Origin of the sequence: Spirochaeta thermophila DSM 6192 (assembly GCF_000147075.1) — a bacterium.
Lineage (GTDB): Bacteria > Spirochaetota > Spirochaetia > Winmispirales > Winmispiraceae > Winmispira > Winmispira thermophila_A.
On record NC_014484.1, the window covers coordinates 1424867 to 1447808 of the forward strand.

At 61.1% G+C, this 22942-nt stretch carries 21 protein-coding genes; 13 read left to right on the forward strand and 8 right to left on the reverse strand.

Annotated elements, in window-relative coordinates; translation table 11 throughout:
- Positions 1–2: 2 nt before the first annotated feature.
- From dxr to STHERM_RS06515, 3 genes are read left to right on the forward strand one after another with little or no spacing between them, the layout of a single operon-like run.
- Positions 3–1139, forward strand: coding sequence for a 1-deoxy-D-xylulose-5-phosphate reductoisomerase (gene dxr, locus STHERM_RS06505; protein ID WP_013314093.1), 1137 nt, complete (start codon positions 3–5; stop codon positions 1137–1139).
- Entirely contained in the window at positions 1129–2493 is a 1365-nt protein-coding gene (gene rseP, locus STHERM_RS06510) for an RIP metalloprotease RseP (protein WP_013314094.1), read from the forward strand. Before dxr ends, rseP begins: the two co-directional genes overlap by 11 nt.
- Before the next feature lie 24 nt (positions 2494–2517).
- Positions 2518–4488, forward strand: coding sequence for a WD40 repeat domain-containing protein (locus tag STHERM_RS06515; protein ID WP_013314095.1), 1971 nt, complete (start codon positions 2518–2520; stop codon positions 4486–4488).
- A 1-nt stretch (position 4489) separates the two neighbouring features.
- Here STHERM_RS06515 and dnaB read toward each other — a convergent pair whose 3' ends face one another.
- The 6 genes from dnaB to rpsF form a co-directional block, all read right to left on the reverse strand.
- On the reverse strand, positions 4490–5857 hold the full coding sequence (gene dnaB, locus STHERM_RS06520; protein WP_013314096.1) for a replicative DNA helicase: 1368 nt from the start codon (positions 5855–5857) through the stop codon (positions 4490–4492).
- Positions 5854–6384, reverse strand: coding sequence for a 50S ribosomal protein L9 (gene rplI, locus STHERM_RS06525; protein WP_013314097.1), 531 nt, complete (start codon positions 6382–6384; stop codon positions 5854–5856). The genes dnaB and rplI overlap by 4 nt, the downstream gene beginning before the upstream one ends.
- A gap of 2 nt (positions 6385–6386) precedes the next feature.
- Positions 6387–7274: a hypothetical protein gene (locus STHERM_RS06530; RefSeq protein ID WP_041623374.1), complete on the reverse strand. Its 888-nt coding sequence runs from the start codon at positions 7272–7274 to the stop codon at positions 6387–6389.
- Between the two features lie 65 nt (positions 7275–7339).
- Positions 7340–7645 (reverse strand): 30S ribosomal protein S18, encoded by a 306-nt coding sequence (gene rpsR, locus STHERM_RS06535; RefSeq protein ID WP_041623375.1) that lies wholly within the window; start codon positions 7643–7645, stop codon positions 7340–7342.
- An 18-nt stretch (positions 7646–7663) separates the two neighbouring features.
- Complete coding sequence (gene ssb, locus STHERM_RS06540; RefSeq protein WP_013314100.1) at positions 7664–8089, reverse strand: single-stranded DNA-binding protein; 426 nt, start codon at positions 8087–8089, stop codon at positions 7664–7666.
- Positions 8090–8098: 9 nt separating this feature from the next.
- Positions 8099–8443: a 30S ribosomal protein S6 gene (gene rpsF, locus STHERM_RS06545; RefSeq protein ID WP_013314101.1), complete on the reverse strand. Its 345-nt coding sequence runs from the start codon at positions 8441–8443 to the stop codon at positions 8099–8101.
- A gap of 64 nt (positions 8444–8507) precedes the next feature.
- Between rpsF and STHERM_RS06550 the strand changes: the two genes are divergently transcribed.
- From STHERM_RS06550 to STHERM_RS06565, 4 genes are all read left to right on the forward strand, one after another.
- Positions 8508–8951, forward strand: coding sequence for a hypothetical protein (locus STHERM_RS06550; RefSeq protein ID WP_013314102.1), 444 nt, complete (start codon positions 8508–8510; stop codon positions 8949–8951).
- Between the two features lie 45 nt (positions 8952–8996).
- Entirely contained in the window at positions 8997–10571 is a 1575-nt protein-coding gene (gene nifA, locus STHERM_RS06555) for a nif-specific transcriptional activator NifA (protein WP_013314103.1), read from the forward strand.
- 192 nt (positions 10572–10763) lie between these two features.
- Positions 10764–12128, forward strand: a complete 1365-nt coding sequence (locus STHERM_RS06560; protein WP_013314104.1) for an ammonium transporter — start codon at positions 10764–10766, stop codon at positions 12126–12128.
- A 10-nt stretch (positions 12129–12138) separates the two neighbouring features.
- Positions 12139–12480, forward strand: coding sequence for a P-II family nitrogen regulator (locus tag STHERM_RS06565; RefSeq protein WP_013314105.1), 342 nt, complete (start codon positions 12139–12141; stop codon positions 12478–12480).
- Positions 12481–12544: 64 nt separating this feature from the next.
- On the opposite strand, the gene STHERM_RS06570 is transcribed toward STHERM_RS06565, so the two are convergent.
- Positions 12545–12844: a hypothetical protein gene (locus STHERM_RS06570; protein WP_148223881.1), complete on the reverse strand. Its 300-nt coding sequence runs from the start codon at positions 12842–12844 to the stop codon at positions 12545–12547.
- 304 nt (positions 12845–13148) lie between these two features.
- Between STHERM_RS06570 and bioA the strand changes: the two genes are divergently transcribed.
- The 6 genes from bioA (at position 13149) to STHERM_RS06600 (ending at position 21620) form a co-directional block, all read left to right on the forward strand.
- Complete coding sequence (gene bioA / locus STHERM_RS06575) at positions 13149–14546, forward strand: adenosylmethionine--8-amino-7-oxononanoate transaminase (protein WP_013314107.1); 1398 nt, start codon at positions 13149–13151, stop codon at positions 14544–14546.
- Positions 14547–14592: 46 nt separating this feature from the next.
- On the forward strand, positions 14593–15729 hold the full coding sequence (locus STHERM_RS06580) for an aminotransferase class I/II-fold pyridoxal phosphate-dependent enzyme (RefSeq protein ID WP_237223185.1): 1137 nt from the start codon (positions 14593–14595) through the stop codon (positions 15727–15729).
- Complete coding sequence (locus tag STHERM_RS06585) at positions 15726–16379, forward strand: alpha/beta fold hydrolase (protein ID WP_013314109.1); 654 nt, start codon at positions 15726–15728, stop codon at positions 16377–16379. The genes STHERM_RS06580 and STHERM_RS06585 overlap by 4 nt, the downstream gene beginning before the upstream one ends.
- Positions 16360–17118, forward strand: coding sequence for a methyltransferase domain-containing protein (locus STHERM_RS06590; protein ID WP_013314110.1), 759 nt, complete (start codon positions 16360–16362; stop codon positions 17116–17118). The genes STHERM_RS06585 and STHERM_RS06590 overlap by 20 nt, the downstream gene beginning before the upstream one ends.
- A gap of 5 nt (positions 17119–17123) precedes the next feature.
- A complete protein-coding gene (gene bioD, locus STHERM_RS06595) occupies positions 17124–17816 on the forward strand; it encodes a dethiobiotin synthase (protein ID WP_013314111.1) in 693 nt (230 codons plus the stop codon).
- Between the two features lie 81 nt (positions 17817–17897).
- Positions 17898–21620: a [glutamate--ammonia-ligase] adenylyltransferase gene (locus STHERM_RS06600; protein ID WP_013314112.1), complete on the forward strand. Its 3723-nt coding sequence runs from the start codon at positions 17898–17900 to the stop codon at positions 21618–21620.
- On the opposite strand, the gene STHERM_RS06605 is transcribed toward STHERM_RS06600, so the two are convergent.
- A complete protein-coding gene (locus STHERM_RS06605; RefSeq protein ID WP_148223882.1) occupies positions 21617–22915 on the reverse strand; it encodes a xylulokinase in 1299 nt (432 codons plus the stop codon). The two genes, STHERM_RS06600 and STHERM_RS06605, sit on opposite strands and share 4 nt — an antisense overlap.
- Positions 22916–22942: the final 27 nt, after the last annotated feature.

Consider the following 22942-nt stretch of genomic DNA (forward strand, 5'->3'; position numbering starts at 1 on the left):
CTATGAAGAAACGGATCATCGTCCTCGGATGCACGGGAAGCATCGGAAGGAACGCCCTGGAAGTGGTGCGGGCCTATCCCGAGCGCCTCGAGGTGGTGGGTCTCTCGGCGCATACCAGGGATCGGGAGCTCCTCGCGGCCGCCCGGGAGTTCGGCGTGGAACGCCTGGCGCTCACAGGAAAACGAGGCGGAGGGGTCCCTTACGAGGGCGAGGAAGGTCTCCTCCACCTCATAGAGGAGACCGAAGCCGACATCGTGGTGAACGGTATCGCGGGGACGAGAGGCTTGATCCCCTCCCTCAAGGCCCTCGAGACCGGGAAGGACCTCGCCCTCGCCAACAAAGAGAGCCTCGTGGTGGCGGGAGAACTCCTCCTCGAGACGGCCACCAGGAACGGGCGGCACATCCTTCCCGTGGATTCCGAACACGCAGCCATCTTCTCTCTGCTCCGGAATGTTCCTCCGGATGCAGTGAAGGCCCTCTATCTCACCGCCTCCGGGGGAGCACTGCGGGATATCCCCCTCTCACGACTCGAGGAGATCACCCCCGAAGAGGCGCTCAGACATCCCACCTGGGAGATGGGCCCCAAGATCACCATCGACTCGGCCACCCTCGCGAACAAAGGACTCGAGGTGATCGAGGCCGCGGTCCTCTTCGGGGTGCCCCCCGAATCCGTACGGGTGGTCATCCACCCCCAGAGCGTGGTACACGGTCTCATCCTGCTCCGTGACGGGTCGTGGCACGCTCAGATGAGCACCCCGGACATGCGACTTCCCATCCAACAGGCCCTGTTCCATCCCGAGGTCCCACCCCAGGCCCCCGCTCCGCTTCTCCTGGAGGAGGGACTCGACCTCAGCTTCAGACCGGTGGACGGGCGGCGGTACCCCATGCTCGAGCTCGCCTACCAGGCTCTCGCTTCACAGGGGAAGCGCATCGCCTTCAATGCAGCAAACGAAGAGGCCGTCCGGGCCTTCCTCGAGGGCAGGATCTCCTTCCCCCGGATCGCCCAGGTGGTGGAATCCGTACTCGCCAGGGAATGGCCTTCCCCTCAGGGAGGGATCTCCCCTATACTGGCACTGGATGCCGAAGTGCGCAGGGTGACGGAAGGTATCCTGAAAGAGAGGAGTGGTCATGCTTCTTAAGATAGCCCTGGGACTCGTGGGACTCGGCGTCGTGGTCTTCTTCCACGAACTGGGACACTACCTCGCGGCCAGGATCGTGGGGATACACGTCGAGGCCTTTTCCATAGGATTCGGCCGCCCCCTGCTCCGATTCAACAGGAAAGACACCGTCTATCAACTGGGATGGATCCCCTTCGGAGGCTTCTGTCGTCTCAAGGGCGAACACGCCCTCCAGGAAGCCCTCGCCAAGGGACTCCCCGAGATCCCCAAGGAACCTCATTCATTCTTCGCGGCCCCGCCTCTCGCACGCATCTTCGTGAGCCTGGCAGGTCCCCTCGGAAACCTGGTCTTCGCCATCCTGGTGGTGGGGATGCTCTGGACCGTGGGCTTCCCGGTCCGCTCTCCAGGCACCACCATCGTCCTGGAATCCGACTATCCCCTCGTCACCGCAGAGGGCTACGCCTATCCCGCCACCGAAGCCGGCCTCAGGACAGGGGACACGATCCTCGCCGTCAACGGCTCCCGGATCCGCACCTTCAGCGAGCTCTCCGAGCTCATCCTCCTGGAGGGGAACGAACCCCTCGTCGTGGAAGTGGACCGGAACGGGACGAGACTCACCTTTACCGTCACTCCCGCGATCAACCCCGAGACGGGACTTCCCCGCATCGGAGTGTACGCATGGATCGACCCGGTGGTGGAACGCGTACAGGAGGGGAGCAGCGCCGCGATCGCCGGCATCAGGCCTGGAGACAGGATACTCGCCGTCGACGGCGTCCCCGTTCCCCACACCATCGCCCTCCACTCTTATCTCTCCACCCGGAATCCCCGGAAGGTCTCCCTCTCGGTGGCGAGGGGAGGCGCTCCCATCTCCGTGGACCTCATCCCCCACTACGAGAACGGGGCACCGGTCCTCGGGATACAGTTCGCGGTCCCGATGGTCACCCTCAAGGCCCCCCCTCTCGAGGCCCTCGTCCGCTCGTGGAACCAGATCACCCTGGTGGTGAGGGAGACTCTCCGGGGGCTCGTCGACATGGTGAGAGGGAGACCCGCAGGAGAGGTGATGGGGCCCTTGCGGATCAGCTACGCTGTAGGTGACGTGATCACCCAGGGCGTCTCCTCGGGAGGTGCGGCAGGCATCGTCCCGGCCGTCCAGTTCCTCGCCTTCATCAGCATCGCGCTCGCGGTCTTCAACCTCCTCCCCCTTCCCGTATTCGACGGAGGACACATCCTCATCTACTCGATAGAGTTCCTGAGCAGGAGGGCTCTCCCACCTCGAGTCCTCTACCGCTACCAGATGATAGGAGGGATGATCATCATGGCCCTCGCCGTGGTGATCCTCTTCATGGACATATTCTCGCTCGCCGGCTGGCACTAGAGACACGCTTCGAGGAGTACGGATATGAAACGCATCATGTACATCTTCTTCATCCTCGGATTCTGTGCACTCGCACTCCCCGGTTTCCAGTCCTCGGTGGTGGTCCAGACACCCCACAGTGATACCATCCTCGACATCGACGTCCATCCTTCGATGCCCCTCCTCTTTTCCGCCGGTGCAGACGGCTGCGTCCTGGTCTACGACACCGAGCGGAATCTCGTCATCCGCCGGCTCCAGGTCTCACCCTACTCGCTGGAAAGGATCGCCGTCCATCCCGACGGGGAGGAAATCGCGGTGCTCGTCCACACCGGAGACGACGCCTACCTGCTCGAGGGGTACGAGTGGCGTTCCGGCAAGCGATTGTTCTCCCGACGCCTCCAGGAGAGACCCCTCTCCCTCTCGTACTCCCCGAAGGGGACCTACATAGGACTCACCTTCCCGACCTGGCGGAGCTTCTCCCCCTACTCCTCGAAAGGCACCCCCATCTCCTTCTTCAGCCAGGGATTCGGTATCGTCTCGTTCTTCTTTTTCTCATCCACCGAGTCCACCCTGGTCACCTACACCCCCGCATCCTCCCTCCTCATCTACTGGGACACGAAGACGAGAAGGGAAAAAGCCCGCGTGAGCCTCCAGGAGAAGATCGAAGATCCTGTGCTCTACAGTCCCCGTCTCCTCGTGGGGAAGACGCAGGAGGGGCTCGTGGTGCTCGATATGGTGACCGGGAAGGTGTTCGCGGACGTCCCCCTCAGGGAGATCAGGCACATCCTGGTCGACCCGGGGAAAGAGATCGTGGTGGTACAGGGCTCCTCGTTCCCCTCCCTCATCCGGTACAGGTTCCAGGGACAGAGCCTCGTGGAGGAGGAGAGGATACCCCTCGCAGGAATCCTCTCCTCGGCGGTCTCCCTCGCACTGAAGGACGGTAGGCTCTACGCTGGCATGAACGACGGAAGCGTACGAAGCTTCTCGATGGCGACGAAGTCCGAGACCGCGATCACCACCCACCTCGAGACATCGATCACCGATCTGGCGGTTCATGCGGATCGGATCTTCTGCAGCACCAGGGATTTCGTGGTCGAGTGGGACACCGCTTCCATAGGGGGCCGTACCGAACAGCTCGTGACCTCCCGACGGCTGGCCCTCCCCTTCCAGAGGAACACCGCCCTCTCCATAGCGGGAGACACCCTCGCCGTGTGGACCACCGCCCCCCCCGATCCGCCCGTGGTCATGTTCTACGACCTCTCCTCCCGGTCGCTCAAGGGGCAGTACCGCGCCCTCTCCACCTACCCCTCCGGTGTGCTCCTCGACGAGGAACGCATCATCATACTCGAACGCAACACCTCCATCCGCGTCCTCGACCCTGTCACCCTCGGCGAGACCCTCCGGATACCCGGCAACGGCATACTCGACATGGCCCTCTCGGACGAACTCCTCTTCGCAGGGAGGACCCAGACGTCCCTTACCCCCTACTCCCTCCTCAAGATCGACCTGCTCTTCGGGGAGACCCTCCCGCTCGAGAACCGGATGTCGGTGATCTACCGGCTCGTACTGGATCCTTCCCGGAACGTGCTCTACGGGCTCGGCCTCACCCAGGATCACGTGACGGCCATCGAGCTCTTCCGCATCTCGGGGGAACGGATCTCCTCGTCCCGTGTGTACACGAGCACGATCTTCGATCCGGAAGGGGACATCACCTTCGATCCCGACACAGGCTCCCTCTACACCACCGCAGGATACACCACCCCCCTCCTCCTGTCGGGATCGAGGCGGCTCCTGTTCGAAGCCACCAGTCACCTTCCCCGAAGGCTCTTCCTCTCGAGGGGAATCCTCTACGCCATCAACAGGGACGGGAGCGTCTCCATCTGGGACGCGAACACCCGGGCGCACCTCTACGACGTGCTGCTCTTCACCGACGGGGAGTGGCTCATCGAGGGAAGAGACGGCCTGCTCCTCTCCTCTTCGGAGCGGGTGAAGGAGAGGTTCCTTCCCCTCAAGTGACTCACGAGTGACGCGTGAGGGATTCGAAACGGGTGTATTGAGGAAGGAAGGCCAGCTTCACCGTGCCGATCGGACCGTTACGCTGCTTCGCCACGATGAGCTCGGTCTCTATCTCGTGCGGATGCTCCTCGTCCGCACTCCTGTCCGTGGGTCGCTCCCTGTGGATGAAGATCACCACGTCGGCGTCCTGCTCGATGGAACCCGACTCTCGGATGTCCGCGAGCGTCGGACGCTTCCCCTCGGTCTCCCGCCTGAGCTGGGAGAGGGCCACCACCGGGATGTCGAGCTCGCGGGCCAGTGCCTTGAGCGAGCGGCTGATCTCGGCGATCTGTTCGTGCCGTGCGAGGGCCTGGTTCTCGGCCGTGATGAGGGTGAGGTAGTCGATGAAGATGATCTCCACCCCGAACTGAAGCCTCATCCGTCTGGCCTGCGCCCGGAGATCGAGGAGCCGCAGGTTGGGCACGTCCACGATGTAGAGGGGGGCCTCGTAGATCTCGCCCGCAGCCTCCATGATCTTCTGGAAATCCGCGGGCTTGAGGAGCCCGGTCCGGATATGATGGAAATTGATCCTCGCCTCGCTCGCCACGAGCCTGAGCATGAGGGCCATGTCCGCCATCTCCAGGGTGAAGAAGCCGACCGGCACCTTCTTGCGGATGGCGATGTTGGCGGCCATGGAGAGGGCCAGGGCGGTCTTTCCGACCGAGGGCCGTGCGCCGATCACGATGAACTCAGAACGCTGGAATCCGGTGAGGAGGTTGTCGAGATCGGAGAATCCAGTGGGAATGCCGGTGTAGGTGTCCTTCGTCTTGTACCAGCGCTCGATGATATTGATGGTCTCGGTGAGGAGCTCCCTCGTGTGCTTCACCGTGGAGGTGGTACCGAGCTCGGTGAGCTCGAATATCTGGCGCTCCGCCTCCTCTATGGTGAGCCGGATCTCCTTCCCCTCGTCGTAGGCGTCTGCCACCGCCTGCTGAGCCACCGTGATGAGCCGCCTGCGGATGCTCCTGTCCTGGACGATCCGGGCGTAGTACTCCACGTTTGCAGTGGTGGGCACCTCCGAGGTGAGAGAGGCGATGTACGCAGCCCCGCCGCTCTCCTTGAGGAGGTCCCTCGCCTTGAGTTCCTCGGTCACGGTGAGGATGTCGATGGCCTCACCTCGATCGAAGAGGTCCAGCACAGCCTGATAGATGTTTCTATGAGCCCGCCGGTAGAAGTCCTCCGGCCGGAGATAAGGGAGCACCACCGGGAGCGTCTCGGGATTGAGGAGGAGCGCCCCCAGCGTGGCCTTTTCCGCTGCTTCGTCGTGAGGAGGTACGAAACCCTTCCCTGTGGAGGGAAGGGCGCGATCTATGACAGGGTCACTGCTCATTCTGCCTGTGTGGAGACGGCTTCGTCCGAAGCCTCTGACGTCTCCTCTCCAGCAGTTTTCCCGTTCCCGCTTCCCTGCGCCTTCACCAGCACAGTGAGTGTGGCGCGCTGGTCCTCGTAGATGTGCACCGGGACCTTGTAGGTACCCACCATCTTGATCCCGTGACCGGGGACCTCGACCCTCTTCCGCTCGATCTGTATACCCTTCTTCTGGAGGGCCTCCACGATCACCGCAGCCGTCACCGAACCGAAGAGCTTGCCCTTCTCACCGGCGGGCATCACGAGTTCGAGGGGCTCGCTCTCGAGGCGCGCCTTCAGATCCATGGCCTTCTTCCGTTTCTCTTCCTTCCGCTTCTGGATCTGGTGTCGTCGGCTCTCGATGAGGGCGACGTTCGCCCTGTTCCAGAGAAGGGCGAGGCCCCGAGGAATGAGATAGTTCCGTGCATATCCAGGAGCGACGAGTTTCACGTCTCCTTCTTCTCCGAGGTTAGGCACGTCCTGAACGAGGATCACCTTCGTTGCTTTCATACTCACGACTCCTTCCGAGGTCTTAAGACTAACCAGTATTCGGCAATTCCGAGCCCGGGGAGCAGAACGCCCACCAGAAGGTTCATCCCGGGGATGAGCAATGATACCACACAGAGGCCTATGAGGGCAACACTCCCCCCACGGGGGAAGAGACGGCGCAGGTGGAAGGAGAGCACCCCCACACCTTGCACCCCGTAGATCACGAGCCCCATGGCGAACGCGTTCCGCACCGCGAAGGCGAGACCCAACGGGAGATCGACGAACCGCTCGAGGAGGAACCCTGCGAAGGACAGGAGGAACCACCAGAGGAACCATGCGGGCGCCCTGAAACCTGCGAGGAGCGACCTGCCCGGATGCGAGAGGAGCCAGCCGAAGTACCAGTTGCCGGCCAGGATCACCATGTACCACACGACGAGGGAAGACCCAAGCGCCTGGACGAGAAAGCTGAACGTCTCCATCCTCTCCTTCGAGGAGAGATCCTCCACGAAGACATCCCCTCCCAGGAGGGCGAGCACCCTGTCCCACATCGCATAGGCGAGCTCGGCGAGGTTCCCCCACGCGAGCCCCACGGCCACCACGAGACCCGTGACGACCGCGGCCGCAACGGTGATCACGATGAGCCGGGTGAACCGGGGGAACGGGAGCACATCCTCCACCAGGAACACGAGACCTCCCATCCAGAGGAACAGGAGCAGGAGGTTCATCCCGACCAGGACCCCCCACGCCGGGTCCCACCCTTCAAGGCCCCAGAGCAAGAGGTGAAGGGCGAGCAGACCTCCCCCCGCCGTCCCCAAGGCCGCATACCAGGAGACCCGCCTCTCCCGGTAGAAGAGGTAGACGAAGGGGACGAGGAAAAAGGGGAGGAGGAGTCCCGAAAGGTACGACACCATCGCGAGGACTCCTCCTCCCACGCCCATGAGCCAAAGACGCGATCTATTCTCCAGAGACTCCATCATCAACCCATAGGAAGGAGCGCCAGGATCCTGGCCTTCTTGATCTCCCGTACCAGCCTCCTCTGGTTCTTTGCCGAGGTCCCGGTGATCCTCCTCGGGAGGATCTTGCCGTTCTCCGTGAGGAACTGACGGAGCACCTCCGGCTTCTTGTAGTCGATCTCGAGCTTGTAGAGGGCTATCTTGTCGACCTTTTTCCGGAAATAGGGGCGCCGCGGCTGGTCCTGGGGCCCCCTCTGCGGCCGCTGTTCCCTTTGCTCCTCCCTGGAGCCATTCTCGTTCCTCTCTTCGGTTCTCACATCGTCGGACATCATTCCACTCCTCACTCTTTAGAAGGGTATATCGTCTTCGAAATCGGGCTCACCCGCAGCCGGTGGGGTGGACGCCCCACCGCCGGACGGAGCAGGTCTGTCCTGTCCACCGCCCGTCCCCCCGCCTCCCAGGAGACGGAGATTGTTGGCCACGATCTCCACCCTGCTCACCGTCTGGCCTTCGCGCTCCCATCGATCCTGTCTGAGCTCCCCCTGCACGGCGACCTGCTTTCCCTTCACCAGATACCGCGCCACCGCCTCACCGAGGCGTCCGAAAAGCACGATATCGAAGAAGTTGACCTCTTCCGACCAGGAATCGCCTTCACGCTTGTCACGATTGACAGCGAGGGAGAACTTGCACACAGGGGTCCCCGAGGGAGAGTATCTGAGCTCCGCATCTCTCACGACCCTTCCCACCAGGACCACACTGTTTATGTCTGCCATGGGAACACCTCACTTGGTGTCGACCCTGGTCACCAGGAAGCGCAACACCTCAGGGATGTACTTGAGATCGTGTTCGAGTTTCGAGATGATCTCCGGCTTTGCATTGAACACCCACACATAGTAGTGACCGCGCGTCTGTTTTTTGATTTGATAGGCGAGCTGTCGCTCACCCATGTCCTCTTCTTTTTGAATCTGCGCCTCGTGCTTGCTCAGGACCTCTACCGTCTTCTGTTTCCCTTGCGCATAGAGCTCCTGCTCGCTACGAAACACACACACGAGTTCATACGTCCGCACCGTCTTCCTCCTCTTCTCGGCCTGGCGAACCATCTTCAACGAGATGGCTAAAGAGGTCATGAGAATCTATCACAGGGGAAAGGGAATGGTCAAGAGGAACCCTGACGATTCCGATAGGTAAGTGATGGCCCGTATCACCACCTATGCCGAACACCTCTTCGCTCTCGAGACGCTCATGCAGGCACTGAGGGACATCCTCCGCCTCCCCCTCGAACCCGAAGTCTTCCTGGACCACCTCATCGAAGAAGTCTTTTTCTTCGACAGGAGCCTCAACCTCCTCCAGCGCCAGATCGAACGTCATGCCGAGCTCGCCGACTACAAGTCCCTTCTCCACAGCGCAGGAAGGGCGCGCATCCACTTCTCTCGTCTCATAGAAGACATCCTCAGGAAGGGATCCGCCCTCAATCTGACGGGCACCTCGGCGGAGAAGCGTCTCCGCGTGCTCCAGGAAGCCCAGGAGCGCGAGGTGGAACGGCTGAAGGGTCTCATCTCCTCCCAGGAAGGAGAGCGGGATGTGGTCTCACCCGAGGAGATAAGCAAACTCCTCTCCCCAGGGGAAGAGGATTGACCCCCCCTTGGACTTCGCCCTCCACATAGATACAATAAGATCGATATGGAACGGCAACTCGCTCTCCTTGAGAAGAAGGTGGGTGAGCTCTCACTCCTCTTCGAGGTGAGCCAGCTCCTCGCCCAGACCATCGACGTACGGGAAGTCCTCCAGCCGGTACTCAGGCTCATCGCCGAACAGTTGGGCATGAACCGAGGGACCATCACCCTCCTCAACCGCAACACGGGGGAGATCGTCATCGAGGAGGCCTACGGGCTCTCCGAGTCCCAGAAGATGAGGGGGCGCTACCGGATAGGAGAGGGGGTGACGGGAAAGGTGGTACAGAGCGGCAGACCCATCGTGATACCACGGATCTCGGAGAGCAGGGAGTTCCTGAACCGGACGGGGTCACGCCAGAAGCCGCAGAGCGGGGACCTTTCCTTCTTCTGCGTTCCCATAAAGGTGGGGAACGAAGTGGTGGGGACGTTGAGTGCGGACAGGGATTACGATCCCGATCTCAACCTCGACGACGAGGTACGCCTCCTCACCATCCTCGCATCCCTCATCGCCCAGGCGGTGAAGCTCAAACAGGAACTCGTGGAGGAACGGGAACGACTCATGGAGGAGAACGCGCGACTCCACGAGGAACTCAAGGAACACTTCCGTCCTGCGAACATCATCGGCACATCGAAGGCCATGCAGGACGTCTTCGACATGATCGCGCGGGTCTCGAGGAGTGAGGCGACCGTGCTCATCCGAGGGGAAAGCGGCACGGGCAAGGAACTCATCGCCCAGGCCATCCACTACAACAGCCTGCGGGCGGACAAGCCATTCGTACGGGTCAACTGCGCGGCCCTGCCCGAGACCCTCATAGAGAGCGAGCTCTTCGGACACGAGAAAGGGGCCTTCACCGGGGCCCTCACGAGGAGGAAGGGACGGTTCGAACTCGCCCACGAAGGGACCATCTTCCTGGACGAGATAGGAGACCTCTCCCCCCAGGTACAGGTGAAGCTCCTCCGGGTGCTCCAGGAGAAGGAATTCGAGCGGGTGGGGGGAAGCGAGACAATCCGGGTGAACGTACGCGTGCTCGCCGCCACCAACAGGAACCTGGAAGAGCTCATGGCCCAGGGGAAGTTCAGGGAAGACCTCTACTACCGGCTCAACGTCTTCCCGATCCACGTCCCTCCGCTCAGGGAGAGGCGGAGCGACATCCTCCTCCTCGCCGATCATTTCATAGAGAAATACGCGAAGCAGAACAACAAGCACATACATCGCATCTCGACCCCGGCCATCAATCTGCTCATGAGTTACCACTGGCCGGGGAACGTCAGGGAACTCGAGAACTGCATAGAGCGTGCCGTCCTTCTCAGCACCGACGGAGTGATCCACAGCTACCACCTCCCCCCCACCCTCCAGAGCGCCGAGTCCACGCAGACCGAGTTCAAGGGGACCCTCAAGGAGGCCCTGGAGAATCTGGAGCGAGAGCTCATCATCGACGCCCTCAAGACGTGCAGAGGGAACATGTCGAAGGCCGCCGAGATGCTGGGGATCACCGAGCGCATCATGGGACTCAGGGTGAGGAAGTACAGGATAAACCCCAAGGCCTTCAGGCCACGAACGAGAATTTCTACAAAAATGTAGGTTACAGCGATATTCTCTACAGAAATGTGAAAGATTCCGCCCCCTCGCAACGAGACCGTAAGACATCCGGCCCGTTCACCGGTAGGCTCAACTCTTTGTCCTCAGTGAGTTAGCACCTGCACTCATGCGGTCGTCACTCCTTGGCATGTTATTTGCATTTTCTTCTGCAACATCGCTTCACAGGAGGAACGTATGAGAAGAGCAGGCGTACTGATCCTGGTCCTCCTCCTCGCAGGAGGAACGATCTGGGCCCAGGAGGGGGTGGAAGAGACGCTCACCCTCCACGGGGCGGCCCTCGACATGATCTGGCTGGTGCTCACCGCAGCACTCGTCTTCCTCATGCAGGCCGGATTCGCCATGGTGGAGACGGGCCTCACCAGGGCGAAGAATGCGGCGAACATCCTCATGAAGAACCTCATGGACTTCTCGGTGGGAGCCCTCGCCTTCTGGGCCATAGGATGGGCCCTCATGTACGGCGCCCCTTCGCTGGGCGGTCTCATCGGGGGCAACGGGTTCTTCCTCTCCTATTCTCCCGAGGCGCTGGAGGCATACGGGGCCTCGTCCATGTACGACATCTTCCGTGACTGGATGTTCCAGGTAGTCTTCGCCGCCACCGCCGCCACCATTGTCTCAGGGGCCATGGCCGAACGTACCAAGTTCACCGCCTACCTTGCTTACTCAGTCTTCGTGAGCGCCCTCATCTATCCGATCTTCGGCCACTGGGTCTGGGGCGGCGGCTGGCTCTCGGAGCTCGGGTTCCACGATTTCGCGGGGAGCACGGTGGTCCACTCCATAGGCGGTTGGCTCGGACTCGCAGGGGCGATCGTCCTCGGCGCGAGGAAGGGCAAGTACGTCCGTGTGGGCAACGAGGTCACGGTAAAGGCCATCCCCGGTCACAACCTCCCGCTCGCCGCCCTGGGGGTGTTCCTCCTCTGGTTCGGATGGTACGGCTTCAACCCCGGATCGACGCTCTCGGGGAGCGATCTCTCCATAGGCCATGTGGCGGTCACCACCACCCTGGCTGCCGCCGCAGGAGCGGTCCTCTCCATGCTCACGTCCTGGGTACTGTACGGTAAGCCGGATCCCTCCATGTCGCTCAACGGAGCCCTCGCAGGACTCGTGGGCATCACCGCAGGCACCTGGGTCATCGGCCCTACAGGAGCGGTCATCGTGGGTGCGATCGCAGGGATCATCGTGGTCTTCAGCGTGGAGTTCCTCGACAAGGTGCTCCACATCGACGATCCCGTGGGTGCGGTATCGGTCCACGGCACCTGCGGCGCCTGGGGGACCCTCGCGGTGGGGCTCTTCGCCAACGGCGTGAACGATCCCAGTATCGTAGGGCTCTTCTATGGCGGGGGATGGCACCAGCTCGGCGTACAGGCGGTGGGCGTGCTCGCAGGGTTCGCCTGGGCCTTTGTGACGGGACTCATCCTGTTCAACCTCATCAAGGCCACCATCGGTCTCAGGGTGAGCGAAGAGGACGAACTCAAGGGTCTCGACCTGAGCGAACACGCGGTGGAGTCCTACACCGGATTCCAGATCTTCAGCAACATGTGAGGAGGAACCGATGAAACTCATCATCGCCTACATACAGCCACACAAGCTGAACGCAGTAAAAGAAGAACTCTACAAGAGGGAGATCTACAAGATGTCGGTCACCAATGCCCTGGGAGCCGGTCAGCAGAAGGGCTTCACCGAGCAGTACCGGGGCGTGATCACCGAGGTGAACCTTCTCAAGAAGGTGCGGCTCGAGATCGCGGTGAATGACGACTACGTGGAGCCCACCATAGAGGGGATCATCGCCGGCGCGCGGAGCGGGAAGATAGGGGACGGAAAGATCTTCGTCCTCCCCCTGGAAGAGTGCGTGAGGATACGCACAGGGGAACGGGGGAACGAGGCGATAGGTTAGACCGGGAAGGGTATAAAAGAGAGAGGGAGGGGGGCACCCTCCCTCTCTCTTTGCCGGCCTCCTGTTACATGGAGCCAAGCGACCCGAGTACCGACATCCCAAAGATGAGAGAGAAGAGAACGGCGAGCACTCCTTCTACAATGAGCGTAAAGAACCAGGCCACAAGCGTGGCACCCAGGGACTTGCCGTAGGTGGTCTTATACACCGCGCGCACCCCCAATGCCTGCAGCAAGACACCTATCACAAAGCCGATCGCCGATCCCACAAAGGGAAGGGAGAAGAAGATGAGGGAGAAGAAGATGAGGGAGAAGAAGATGAGGGAGAAGACGAACAACACCACCCATCCTACAAGGGTAGCGAGCACGGCCTTGCCGTAGCCCTGCTACTCGAGCTCACTTGCCTTTGCCCCTCATGAGAGGAACAACGCACCGAGAAGCACACCGATAATATCCAATCACAGGATGCTCACTACTACCATGTGAGACCTCCTCTAGTTGAGAGCACGCCCGACGTCTGACAGGATTTCGAACATTACCATATCGTGTGCGAGAGTATAAGCCACATGTTGACGTAGATGAGGAGTGCTTCCACTGGCCTCCCCCTTGCGTCCTCTTTTTTCTTGTGTTAACCTTGTTTGAAAATAAGTTAACAATACACCGGAGACGTCCATGAGGCATGAAGACCTCCTCGCAATCGATCGTGCGCATATCTGGCATCCCTACACCCAGATGAAAGACTACGAACAGGAGGATCACCTCCTCATCACACACGCAGAGGGACCCTACCTTTTCGATCACCTCGGCAACCGCTACTACGACGCGATAGGCTCATGGTGGACCACAGTATGGGGGCATCGATACCCGCCGCTCATCGAGGCCATCCGATCTCAGCTCGAGAGGCTTGACCACGTCCTCTTTGCAGGGTGTACGCATCCCCCTGCGATTCAGCTTGTGAATACCCTCTCACACACTCTCCACCCTTCTCTCTCTCGATTCTTCTTCTCCGATGATGGCTCTACCGCAGTGGAAGTGGCGCTCAAGATGGCCTACCAGTACTACAGAAATAGGGGAGAGAAAGGCAGGGAGCTCTTTATCCATCTTAAGGACTCCTACCATGGGGATACCAGCGGATGCATGAGTGTGGGAGGGATAGAGATCTACTTCTCCCACTACCGTGGCCTCATGGTGCAGAGCGTGGAGGTACTCCCACCTCTTAGAAAGTATGCATCATCTCCTCCACCTTTTACTGAAGATGGAGGAGACGAGCGCGTCCTCGAGGAGGGGCTTACCCGAATGGAAGAGGTGCTCCACCGCTTCCGAGATAAGGTCGCAGGGGTCATCGTGGAACCTATCCTCATGGGCGCGGCAGGGATGCAGGTGTATTCTCCTCGTTACCTCCGCCGCCTGCGAGAACTCACGAGTGAGTATCAGATCCTCCTCATCTTCGATGAGGTAGTGACAGGGTGTGGGAGAACAGGAGCGATGTGGGCCTACGAACAGGCAGGGGTGGTACCCGATATCCTGGTGGCCGCAAAAGGCCTGACAGGGGGTATGCTGCCGTTGGCCCTCACTGTGACCACCGATGAGATCTATTACGCCTTTTACGATGACTACCTGAAAGGAAAGACCTTCTTCCATGGGCATAGCTACACCGCAAACCCCATCGCCTGTGCCCTCGCCCACGCCAACGCAACATTGCTCAGAGAGTCAGGTATCCTCGAGACGAATAAGGAGACCTGGGAGATCTTCCATCGAGAGCTCCTCGGCTGGAGGGGTACTCCCTGGGTGGGTGATATCCGATTTATAGGATGCGTCGGGGCGGTTGATGTGGTGCGGCACAAACAGGATGAGAGGGAGATTCCGTTCCCTGCTGGACTGAGGATAGGTCGCCGGATTGCACAAAAGGGACGACAGCACGGACTCCTTCTCCGGCCACTTGGAGATACCATCTATTGGATATTTAGGCTCAATGCCACCCCTGATGAGGTCCGTGGGGTCCTCCATACCACCTATCAGGTGATAGAAGAGACGATCTGGGAGGTGAAGAACTCAGATGCTCTCTCATAAATGGGAAGAGATACGCGGTCAGCTATGCACTTCTTCTCGACTCCGCATGTGTACATCCCTCCACCGGGAAGGGAAACTCATTCATTGGAACGACCGACAACTTCTCCACCTCTCCTCAAACGATTACCTGGGGATAGGGAGCAACCTCATACTCCAACGCGAATTTCTCCACGGCATACTCACTCCTACCGACTCCTCAGGAGGATACCTCGGATCAGGGGGGAGCCGACTCCTCTGTGGGGATCTTCCTGCCATCCAGAAGGCCGAAGAGGCGTGGCGCAGGTGGGTGGAAAAGGAACAGGCACTCCTCTTTCCTACTGGCTACCAGGCCAACGTGGCCCTCTTCTCGATACTGGGAGAGCTAGGGGTTACGGTCTTCCTCGACGAGCAGTGCCATGCGAGCATGTGGGACGGGCTTAGAGTAGGAGGGACCCGGTTCTTCCGGTTCAGGCACAACGACATCGACCACCTTGCATCCATCCTCTCCCGCTATGGCAAGGGGTGCGCCCAGCCGGTGATCGCCACAGAGGGGGTGTTCTCCATGGAAGGGGACTCACCTCCACTCTCTGAGCTGTGTGCGCTTAAGGAAGACTACGATGCATTCCTGATTGTGGATGAGGCACATGCCCTTGGGGTTCTGGGATCAGAAGGGAAAGGTGCCTCCTATGAGGCAGGGATGCTCTCTCACATCGATGTGGTCATCGGTACAGGGGGAAAGGCCCTCGGCGCCTCTGGCGGGGTGATCGCAGGACCAAAGTGGTTGATCGAGGCCATAGTGAATCGAGGACGCCCTTTTATCTTCACCACAGGAATCCCCCCTCTCCTTGCGGAGTGGCACGCATGGATTATTCCACGAATACAGAAGATGGAGCAGGAACGAGCACATGTGAGACATCTCACCTCCCTTCTCATGAGGGAGCTCCAGAGCCTTTGTCTTCCGGTGAGAGGAGGACGAGGGTGCATCGTGAGTGTGGTAGCAGGAGCCGACAGAACGGCTGTGGAGTGGGCCTACGGTCTCCGTGAGGCGGGGTTCTTCGTGCACCCAATTCGTCCGCCTACGGTGCCCGAGGGAGATGCGAGGATCAGGATCTCTGTGACTGCCGAGATGACGACAGAAGATGTGCGTGCTCTCGCAGAGACATGTGTACAGGTGATGGCCCGAGGGAAGAGGAGGTCTGTATGAGAGTCCTCATAAGAGATCCGGAAAGGGAGGAGCTTATCGTATGCTTTCTCGGATGTGGGGTGAGTGAGGCATCCATAGCCCATCTTGAGGAGAGCACCTCAAAGGGAAGGGTTGTCCTCTACGACTATCGGGACCTCTCCCTTCCCTCAATTGTGCAAGAGGTCGTGCGTGGGAAGACGATATGGCTAGTAGCCTGGTCGATGGGGGTGTGGGTAGCTGCTCGGGTGTGGCCTCAGATAGGGATCAACCCTCAGAGGGCCATCGCCTTTATGGGTACTCCCTTCGGGATTCACGATGCCTACGGTATCCCTCCTGGATGGTTCCTCGCCACCCATCGATCGTGTAGTCCCGCAGTCCAGAAGGAGTTTCTCAGGCGTTCAGGGATGAGGAACCCCGAGGGAATGCGACCTGTTCAGGAATGGCAGGAAGAGCTCGCGGTACTCTGGCGGGAGAGGAAGGCGCCAGCACCGGAGAGGCCGCTGTTCTCCCTTGCCGTTGTAGGAAAAGAGGACCGAATCTTCCCCCCTGAGGCCCAGGAACGAGGGTGGTCGCGCAGAGGGGTACCGTATCTCGTCCTCCCCCTCCCCCACTACCCCTTCCACCATTTTGTCTCATGGGAGGAGGTGATACGTGTCGGCAGTCTCACATAGCCTCCCTCCCGAGCAGGTGGTCCTCCAACGGTTTCGAAAGGCCCTCGCCTCATACGACCACTACGCCCTAGTCCAGAGGGAATCGGCACGCTACCTCGCCCAGCTCATCCGCACCTATACTCCTCCCTCGCCTCACGTCCTGGAGATAGGGTGTGGCACAGGATACCTCACCCGACTCCTCCTCTCCTCCCTTCTCCCCACCCGCCTCATCGCCAACGATCTGATCCCTGAGGTACACAGCTATCTCCCGGATCACCCCTCGCTCGAGTTTCTCCCCGGAAACGCAGAGGAGCTCGACTATCCATCCCATCTCGACGTAGTGACCGGAGGAGGGGTCCTTCAGTGGATTCATAAGGTAGCCCGCGTCTGCAAGAAGGCCTACCATGCCCTTCGCCCTGGGGGTCTCATCGCGTTCTCCATATTCGGCCCCCTCACCATGCTCGAAGTCTCCCTGCTCACTGGGGTGAGTCTTCCCTTCCGCTCACTCTCTTGGTATGTACACACGCTCCGAAGGACCGGCTTTCTCCCCCTGTGGGCTGAAGAGAAGGTCTACAGGCTCCAGTTCTCAAACGCCCGTGAGGCACTCTACCACATCAAACACACCGGCACCCATGGGCTTGGGCACACCTGGAAGGGGAGCATCAGAGACCTCCTCGCACGGTACGAAGACATGTGGCGATCAGGAACTCACGTTCCCCTTACCTACCAGGTCTTTTGGGTGATAGGGAGGAAGAGGTGACCTATATGGAACGAGTGATTGCAATTACTGGCATCGATACCGGGATAGGGAAGACACTGGTAACAGGGTTGCTTGCTCGCTCACTCACCGAGGAGGGAAGGCGGGTCATCACGGCAAAAGCAGTACAGACAGGATGCGAGGCACCCATTGCCGAAGACATCGCCCTCCACAGACGGATCATGGGTATCCCCTTCCAGGAGGAGGACCTCACTGGGCTCACATGTCCCTACTGTTATAGACTTCCTGCCTCTCCCCACCTTGCTGCGCGAGAAGAAGGGGAGACGATCGATCCCCCTAAGATCGCCGCATCCCTCTCTACCCTTGCGGAACGGTGGGAGCTCGTCCTGGTCGAGGGTGCAGGAGGGGTGTGTGTCCCCCTCACCGATCGTTACACCTTTCTCTCGTTCTGCCAGGAGTACCGACTCTCTGTTATAGTGGTGACCTCCGCCCGGCTGGGGAGCATCAATCACACCTGCCTCACCATCGAGGCCCTTCAACGAGCCAACATAGAGATACTCGGGATGGTATACAATCTTTATCCCCCCACCCATCCCCGGATCACAGAGGACTCCTACGCCCTCTTTGCCTCCCTCTGGCCGGAGATCCCTCTCGTCCGCCTCCCTCAGATAGAGGGGGACGGCCCCCTTAAGAGCATGTCTCTGGACCCTCTCGTCGCGTGCCTGGGTTCTCTGGTGTAGCTACACCTCCCTCTGGAGTGAGATTCCCCTATTTACTATACTTTCTGTAAGCATCGAATGTGAGGAGCGTAGTGCACACCTATGCCTGATGATACCGTTGCCCTTCTCGTAGACGAACTCATGCCCTCCCACTATGCCGAGAGTTTCCCCCGCAAAGAACGGGAGGAACACGATCAGCTCATCCGCACCCTCTCCGAACAGCAGCCCTACGAGGTGAAGGTACATCCTGTCTCAGAGAAGATAGGCGAAGTCTGCATGATCAGTGTGGACGTTCCGGGTATCTTCTCTCTTTACTGCGGTCTCCTGGGCACCACTGGTTTCAACATCAGGGCGGGATCGGTCTTCACCGGGATACGGCCTCTCGAGCCTCCCGCAGCCTCACCCCGAAGACGATACTCGCTCTCTCGGCAGGATCGCATCCGTACCCGACGACTCATCATCGATAGATTCACTGGAGTACTTGAGGAGGGAAAGGACTTCTCCTCTTGGAAACAGGAGCTTGAACACAAACTCGCACGGACCTACCGTACGCTCATAGAAGCCCCCTCACTCGAAGAGGGGATCGCTCGAGCACGCGAGGAACTCGCCCTGGAGGTCGCCCGCTACCTCCATACCCATAGGGAGCTCCTTCCCCCCTACATGTATCCGGTGCTGGTGGTCCACGACGAGACGGTACAGGAGTACACACGGATCCGCGTCGCCTCCATCGATACCCCCTTCTTTCTCTACGCCCTTGGGACTGCCCTCCATCTCAACAATGTGTCGGTGGAGAACGTGCAGATCGCCACCGTGGGCACGCAGGTGGAGGACATCTTCGACTTCGTGGATAGCACAAGACGCCCCATCACCGACCCTCACCTCCTCAGACGCCTCAAGCTCTCGCTCATGCTCACCAAGCACTTTACCTACTTCATCGCGCAGGCCCCCGATCCCTCGCGGGCCCTCATCCGCTTTGAACACCTCCTCCAGGAAGTCCTCTCACGCCAGGAGAGCGCCCCTGAGCTCCTCCTCTCCGACCCTCGCCTCCTCGACGAACTCGCCGTGCTACTGGGAACCAGCGACTTCCTCTGGGAGGAGTTTGTCCGACTCCACTACGATCAGCTCCTCCCCTTCCTCAAAAACAGACCGGAGAAGGGGTTTAGCACACCTCCGGAGGAGCTCGGCACCGCTCTTCGAACCCTCCTCTCACAGGGCACGACGCTTGAAGAGAAGAAACGTCTCCTCAACGAGTGGAAGAACCGGGAACTCTACCTCATCGACCTCGATCACCTCCTCATGTGGGAGCAGGACTTCCGCATGCTCAGCGAGCGGCTCACACTCCTCGCCGAGGTGGTGGTACAGGCCGCCATGGAGCTCGCCTGGGAGGAGATGACGAATCGGTACGGGGTGCCCCGCACCGTGGCAGGCATGGAGGCCGAGTGGGCGGTCTTCGGACTGGGGAAACTGGGAGGGGCGGCCCTCGGCTATGCGTCGGATCTCGAACTCCTGTGTGTGTTCAGCGACCAGGGGCGGACGGACGGGCCCGAAGCGATCGATAACGCTGAATTCTTCGAACGCCTCTTCAGACAAGGAACTTCGCTCATCGAGGCGAAGAAGGAGGGGATCTTCCAGGTGGATCTGCGGCTGAGACCTCACGGCGACGCCGGACCACTCGCATGCAGTCTGGAATCCTTCGTGCGTTACTACGGAAAGGGCGGTGGGGCACACAGCGCGGAACGCCTCGCCCTGGTGCGGATGAGACGGGTGGCGGGGAGCACTGTCCTGGGAGATCGGGTGGAGCGGCTCAGGGACGAGCTCGTCTACGAGGCCCGGAGCATCGACATGGAGGAGATCCGCTCCCTCCGGGCGAAGCAGATCGCACACAAGACCCGGCCGGGCACCTACAACGTGAAGTTCAGCCCCGGAGGGCTCGTGGACATAGAGTATGCGGTCCAGATCCTCCAGATCCGGTACGGCGCCGAGATTCCGGAGGTACGGACACCGAGGATACACGTAGCTCTGGAGGTACTGCACAGGAGAGGGATACTGAAGGCAGAGGAAGCGGACCATATCGTCGAGGCTTACTACTTCCTCCGGAAAGTCATCAACGGCCTCAGGATGTTACGCGGCAACGCCCTCGATCTCGAACTCCCCGAGCGAGGCTCCCTGGAGTACGAACACCTCGCACGCAGGATCGGCTACCGGATGAAGGACCAGATATCCGCGGCCGACCAGCTCCGCTACGATATCGAAGCACACACCGCGTACGTGCGCACGTTCGTGGAACGCCATCTGGGGGACGAGGCCCTCCCTCCCACCCCTTCCGCGAGCATCGCAGACCTGGTGCTGGGTGCGCACCTCGCCCCCCCGAGGGTCGAGGGCATCCTCTCCAGGGCACATCTTGCCGACTCCGGGCGGGCCCTTCGGAACATCCACACACTCACCTCAGAGCACCCCACTCATGCGGCCTACGCCCTCCTCGTGGCATGGGACGTGCTCCGGGCACTCCCCGACCCCGACATGGCCCTCAACAACTGGGAACGATTCTACACGACCCTCCCTTCGGAGACATCCGAAGGCCTCTCCCGGAAGTCCCACTTCACCCAGATCCTCTCCCAGCCCGGACGCATCGACATCCTCCTCAAGACCTTCTCGGCGAGCCAATACCTCGCCGACACCCTCATAGGATCGCCGCACCTCTTCGAGTGGCTCACGGATCCCAAGACGATCCACACCACCCTCTCGGCGGACACCCTCCTCCCGGATCTCCAAGGGAGAGCCCCACTCTCCCTCGAAGAGGAGGACTTCTCCGAGGCCCTCAGACGTTTCAAACAACGGCACCTCCTCCGGATAGGGATCCGTGACATCTGTTTCCACTACCCCCTCGAGACGATCACCCGGGAACTCTCCCTCCTCGCCGAGGCCATACTGACCCATACCCTTGCCTATGCGCTCTCACGTACCGCCCCCTCCCTGGAGGGAAGATCCCCCCTCGCGCTCCTCGCCTTCGGCAAGCTGGGAGGGGGGGAGCTCAACTACAGCTCGGACATCGACCTCCTGCCACTCGTACATCCTGGAGAGGAAGCACACAGGGAACCACTCGCGGAGGCCTTGCGCCTCTTCACCCGCATCCTCACCGTCCACACGTCCACGGGGTTCCTCTACCGCGTGGACTACCGGCTTCGCCCCTTCGGGGAGAAGGGGCTCCTCATCCATGACTCGATGATGCTCCGCAGCTACTACGAGGAGGATGCCTCACCCTGGGAGTATCAGGCCGCCCTCAAGCTCAGAGGCGTGGCGGGCGACGAGCGCCTTTCAGAAGAGTTCCTCTCCTGGTTGAAGGAACACGTGCGATCCCGGATCCGATGGGACGAGGTGAGGGAGTGGAACCTCAGGCTTCGACACTCCGCACTTCAACAGTACGGCAGGGGGCTGAAGAAGGGAATCAACATCAAACAGCACGAGGGAGGGTTGCGCGACATCGAGTTCGGAGTCCAGGCGCTCCAGCTCAAACACCTCCCTGACGCTCCCGATCTCTGGTGCGGCAACACGCTCACCGCCCTCGACCTTCTCGTCCGCCACGGCATCCTCGGCGAGGAAGAGGGTCGTACACTGAGCCAGAACTACCGCACCCTCAGGGCCCTCGAACACGTGCTCCAGCTCATGGAAAACCGACAGACCCATACGCTTCCCTCGTCCGGCATCCTCCCCATCGTGAAGAGGCTCGATCCCTCGCTCGACGAGGAACGCTTCAAGACCATGCTCGATGAGATCATGCACTACAACCGGGACTTCTTCCGCCGCACCCTGGAGACCACCGCCTAGAGCACCCGCCGCACCCGCTCCCACTCCTCCCCGTAGCGCCTCCCCGCCTCCTCCCACCACGCCCGCCACCGCTCGTCCGGCACCACCTCCGCCTCGTACCGCACGAGCCCCTTCGCCGCCTCGGCAAGAGACCCGAACATCCCCGCTCCCTTCCACGCGCAGCACGCATCCCCCACCAGCTCCGCATCCCTCACCGCCGGCACCACCACCCGCACCCCCAGCATATCCGCCCGCACCTGCACCCACACCCCGTTCTTCGCCTGTCCCCCACACATCACCACCCGATCCGCCCCACACCCATACCTCCTCAACACCCCCCACGCATCCTGCACCGCCATCCCCAGGGCCTCCACCACCGCCGCCGCCATCTCCACCCGCCCATGCTCCACCCCGAACCCCCAGAACACCCCGTGCGTGAAGTCCCACACCTCACCCCGATGCCCGGCAGGAAAGAAGAACGGCCCCCTCCTTCCGAGCCACCCCTCCCCCTCACGCTCCCAGAACCCCCGGATCTCCTCCATCATCTCCACGTACCCCCTCCCCCCCTGCCCCGAGAGCCCCCTGAACCACTCGAACATCCTTCCGGAAAAACCGAAGACCACCCCCACGTTCCAGAGCCCCTCCACCACATGCGGAAGACACCGCACCCCCTCCCCCGCCACCGACTCCCTCACCGCCCAATTGAGCCCCTCCGACGTCCCCGCCCTGTCGCAGACCTCCCCCTCCGTCACCACCCCGCACCCCAGCAACGCCATGAAAAAATCCGTCCCCCCTGCGTACACCGGCACCCCCGAAGGAAGCCCCCACCGCGCCGCCACCTCCCCCCGCACCACCCCCCACCGCTCACCCGACCTCACGAACGGCGGGCACTTCTCCCACACGAGCCCCGCCCCACGCACCTCATCCTCCGACCACACCACCCCATCGAACGCCGCCGAAGGAGAGATCATCCCCACCCGGCCGGTAAGACACGCGCACAGGAACTCAGGCGCGCCCATGACCCACCGCGCCCTCCTGTACACCCCGGGGAACTCCCGGGCCAGGTACGCCATCCTCGAGACGTAGTAGCTCCCCTCCCCCCGCCCGGTCCGCGCCGACCACATGAGCGCAGGACCAAGCGGCGCGCACTCCTCGTCCACCAGGACCAGCGTCGGCCCATGCCCGCTCACCGCGATCCCCTCGATCGCATACCGCCCCGGCATCACCCGACCGACCCCCTCCTCCAACGCCCTCACCCACACCCCCGGCTCCTGCCACTCCGCCCCCCCATCGAGCCCCACCCTCGCATAGGCCAAGAGATCCCCCCCCCTCCCCCACCACCC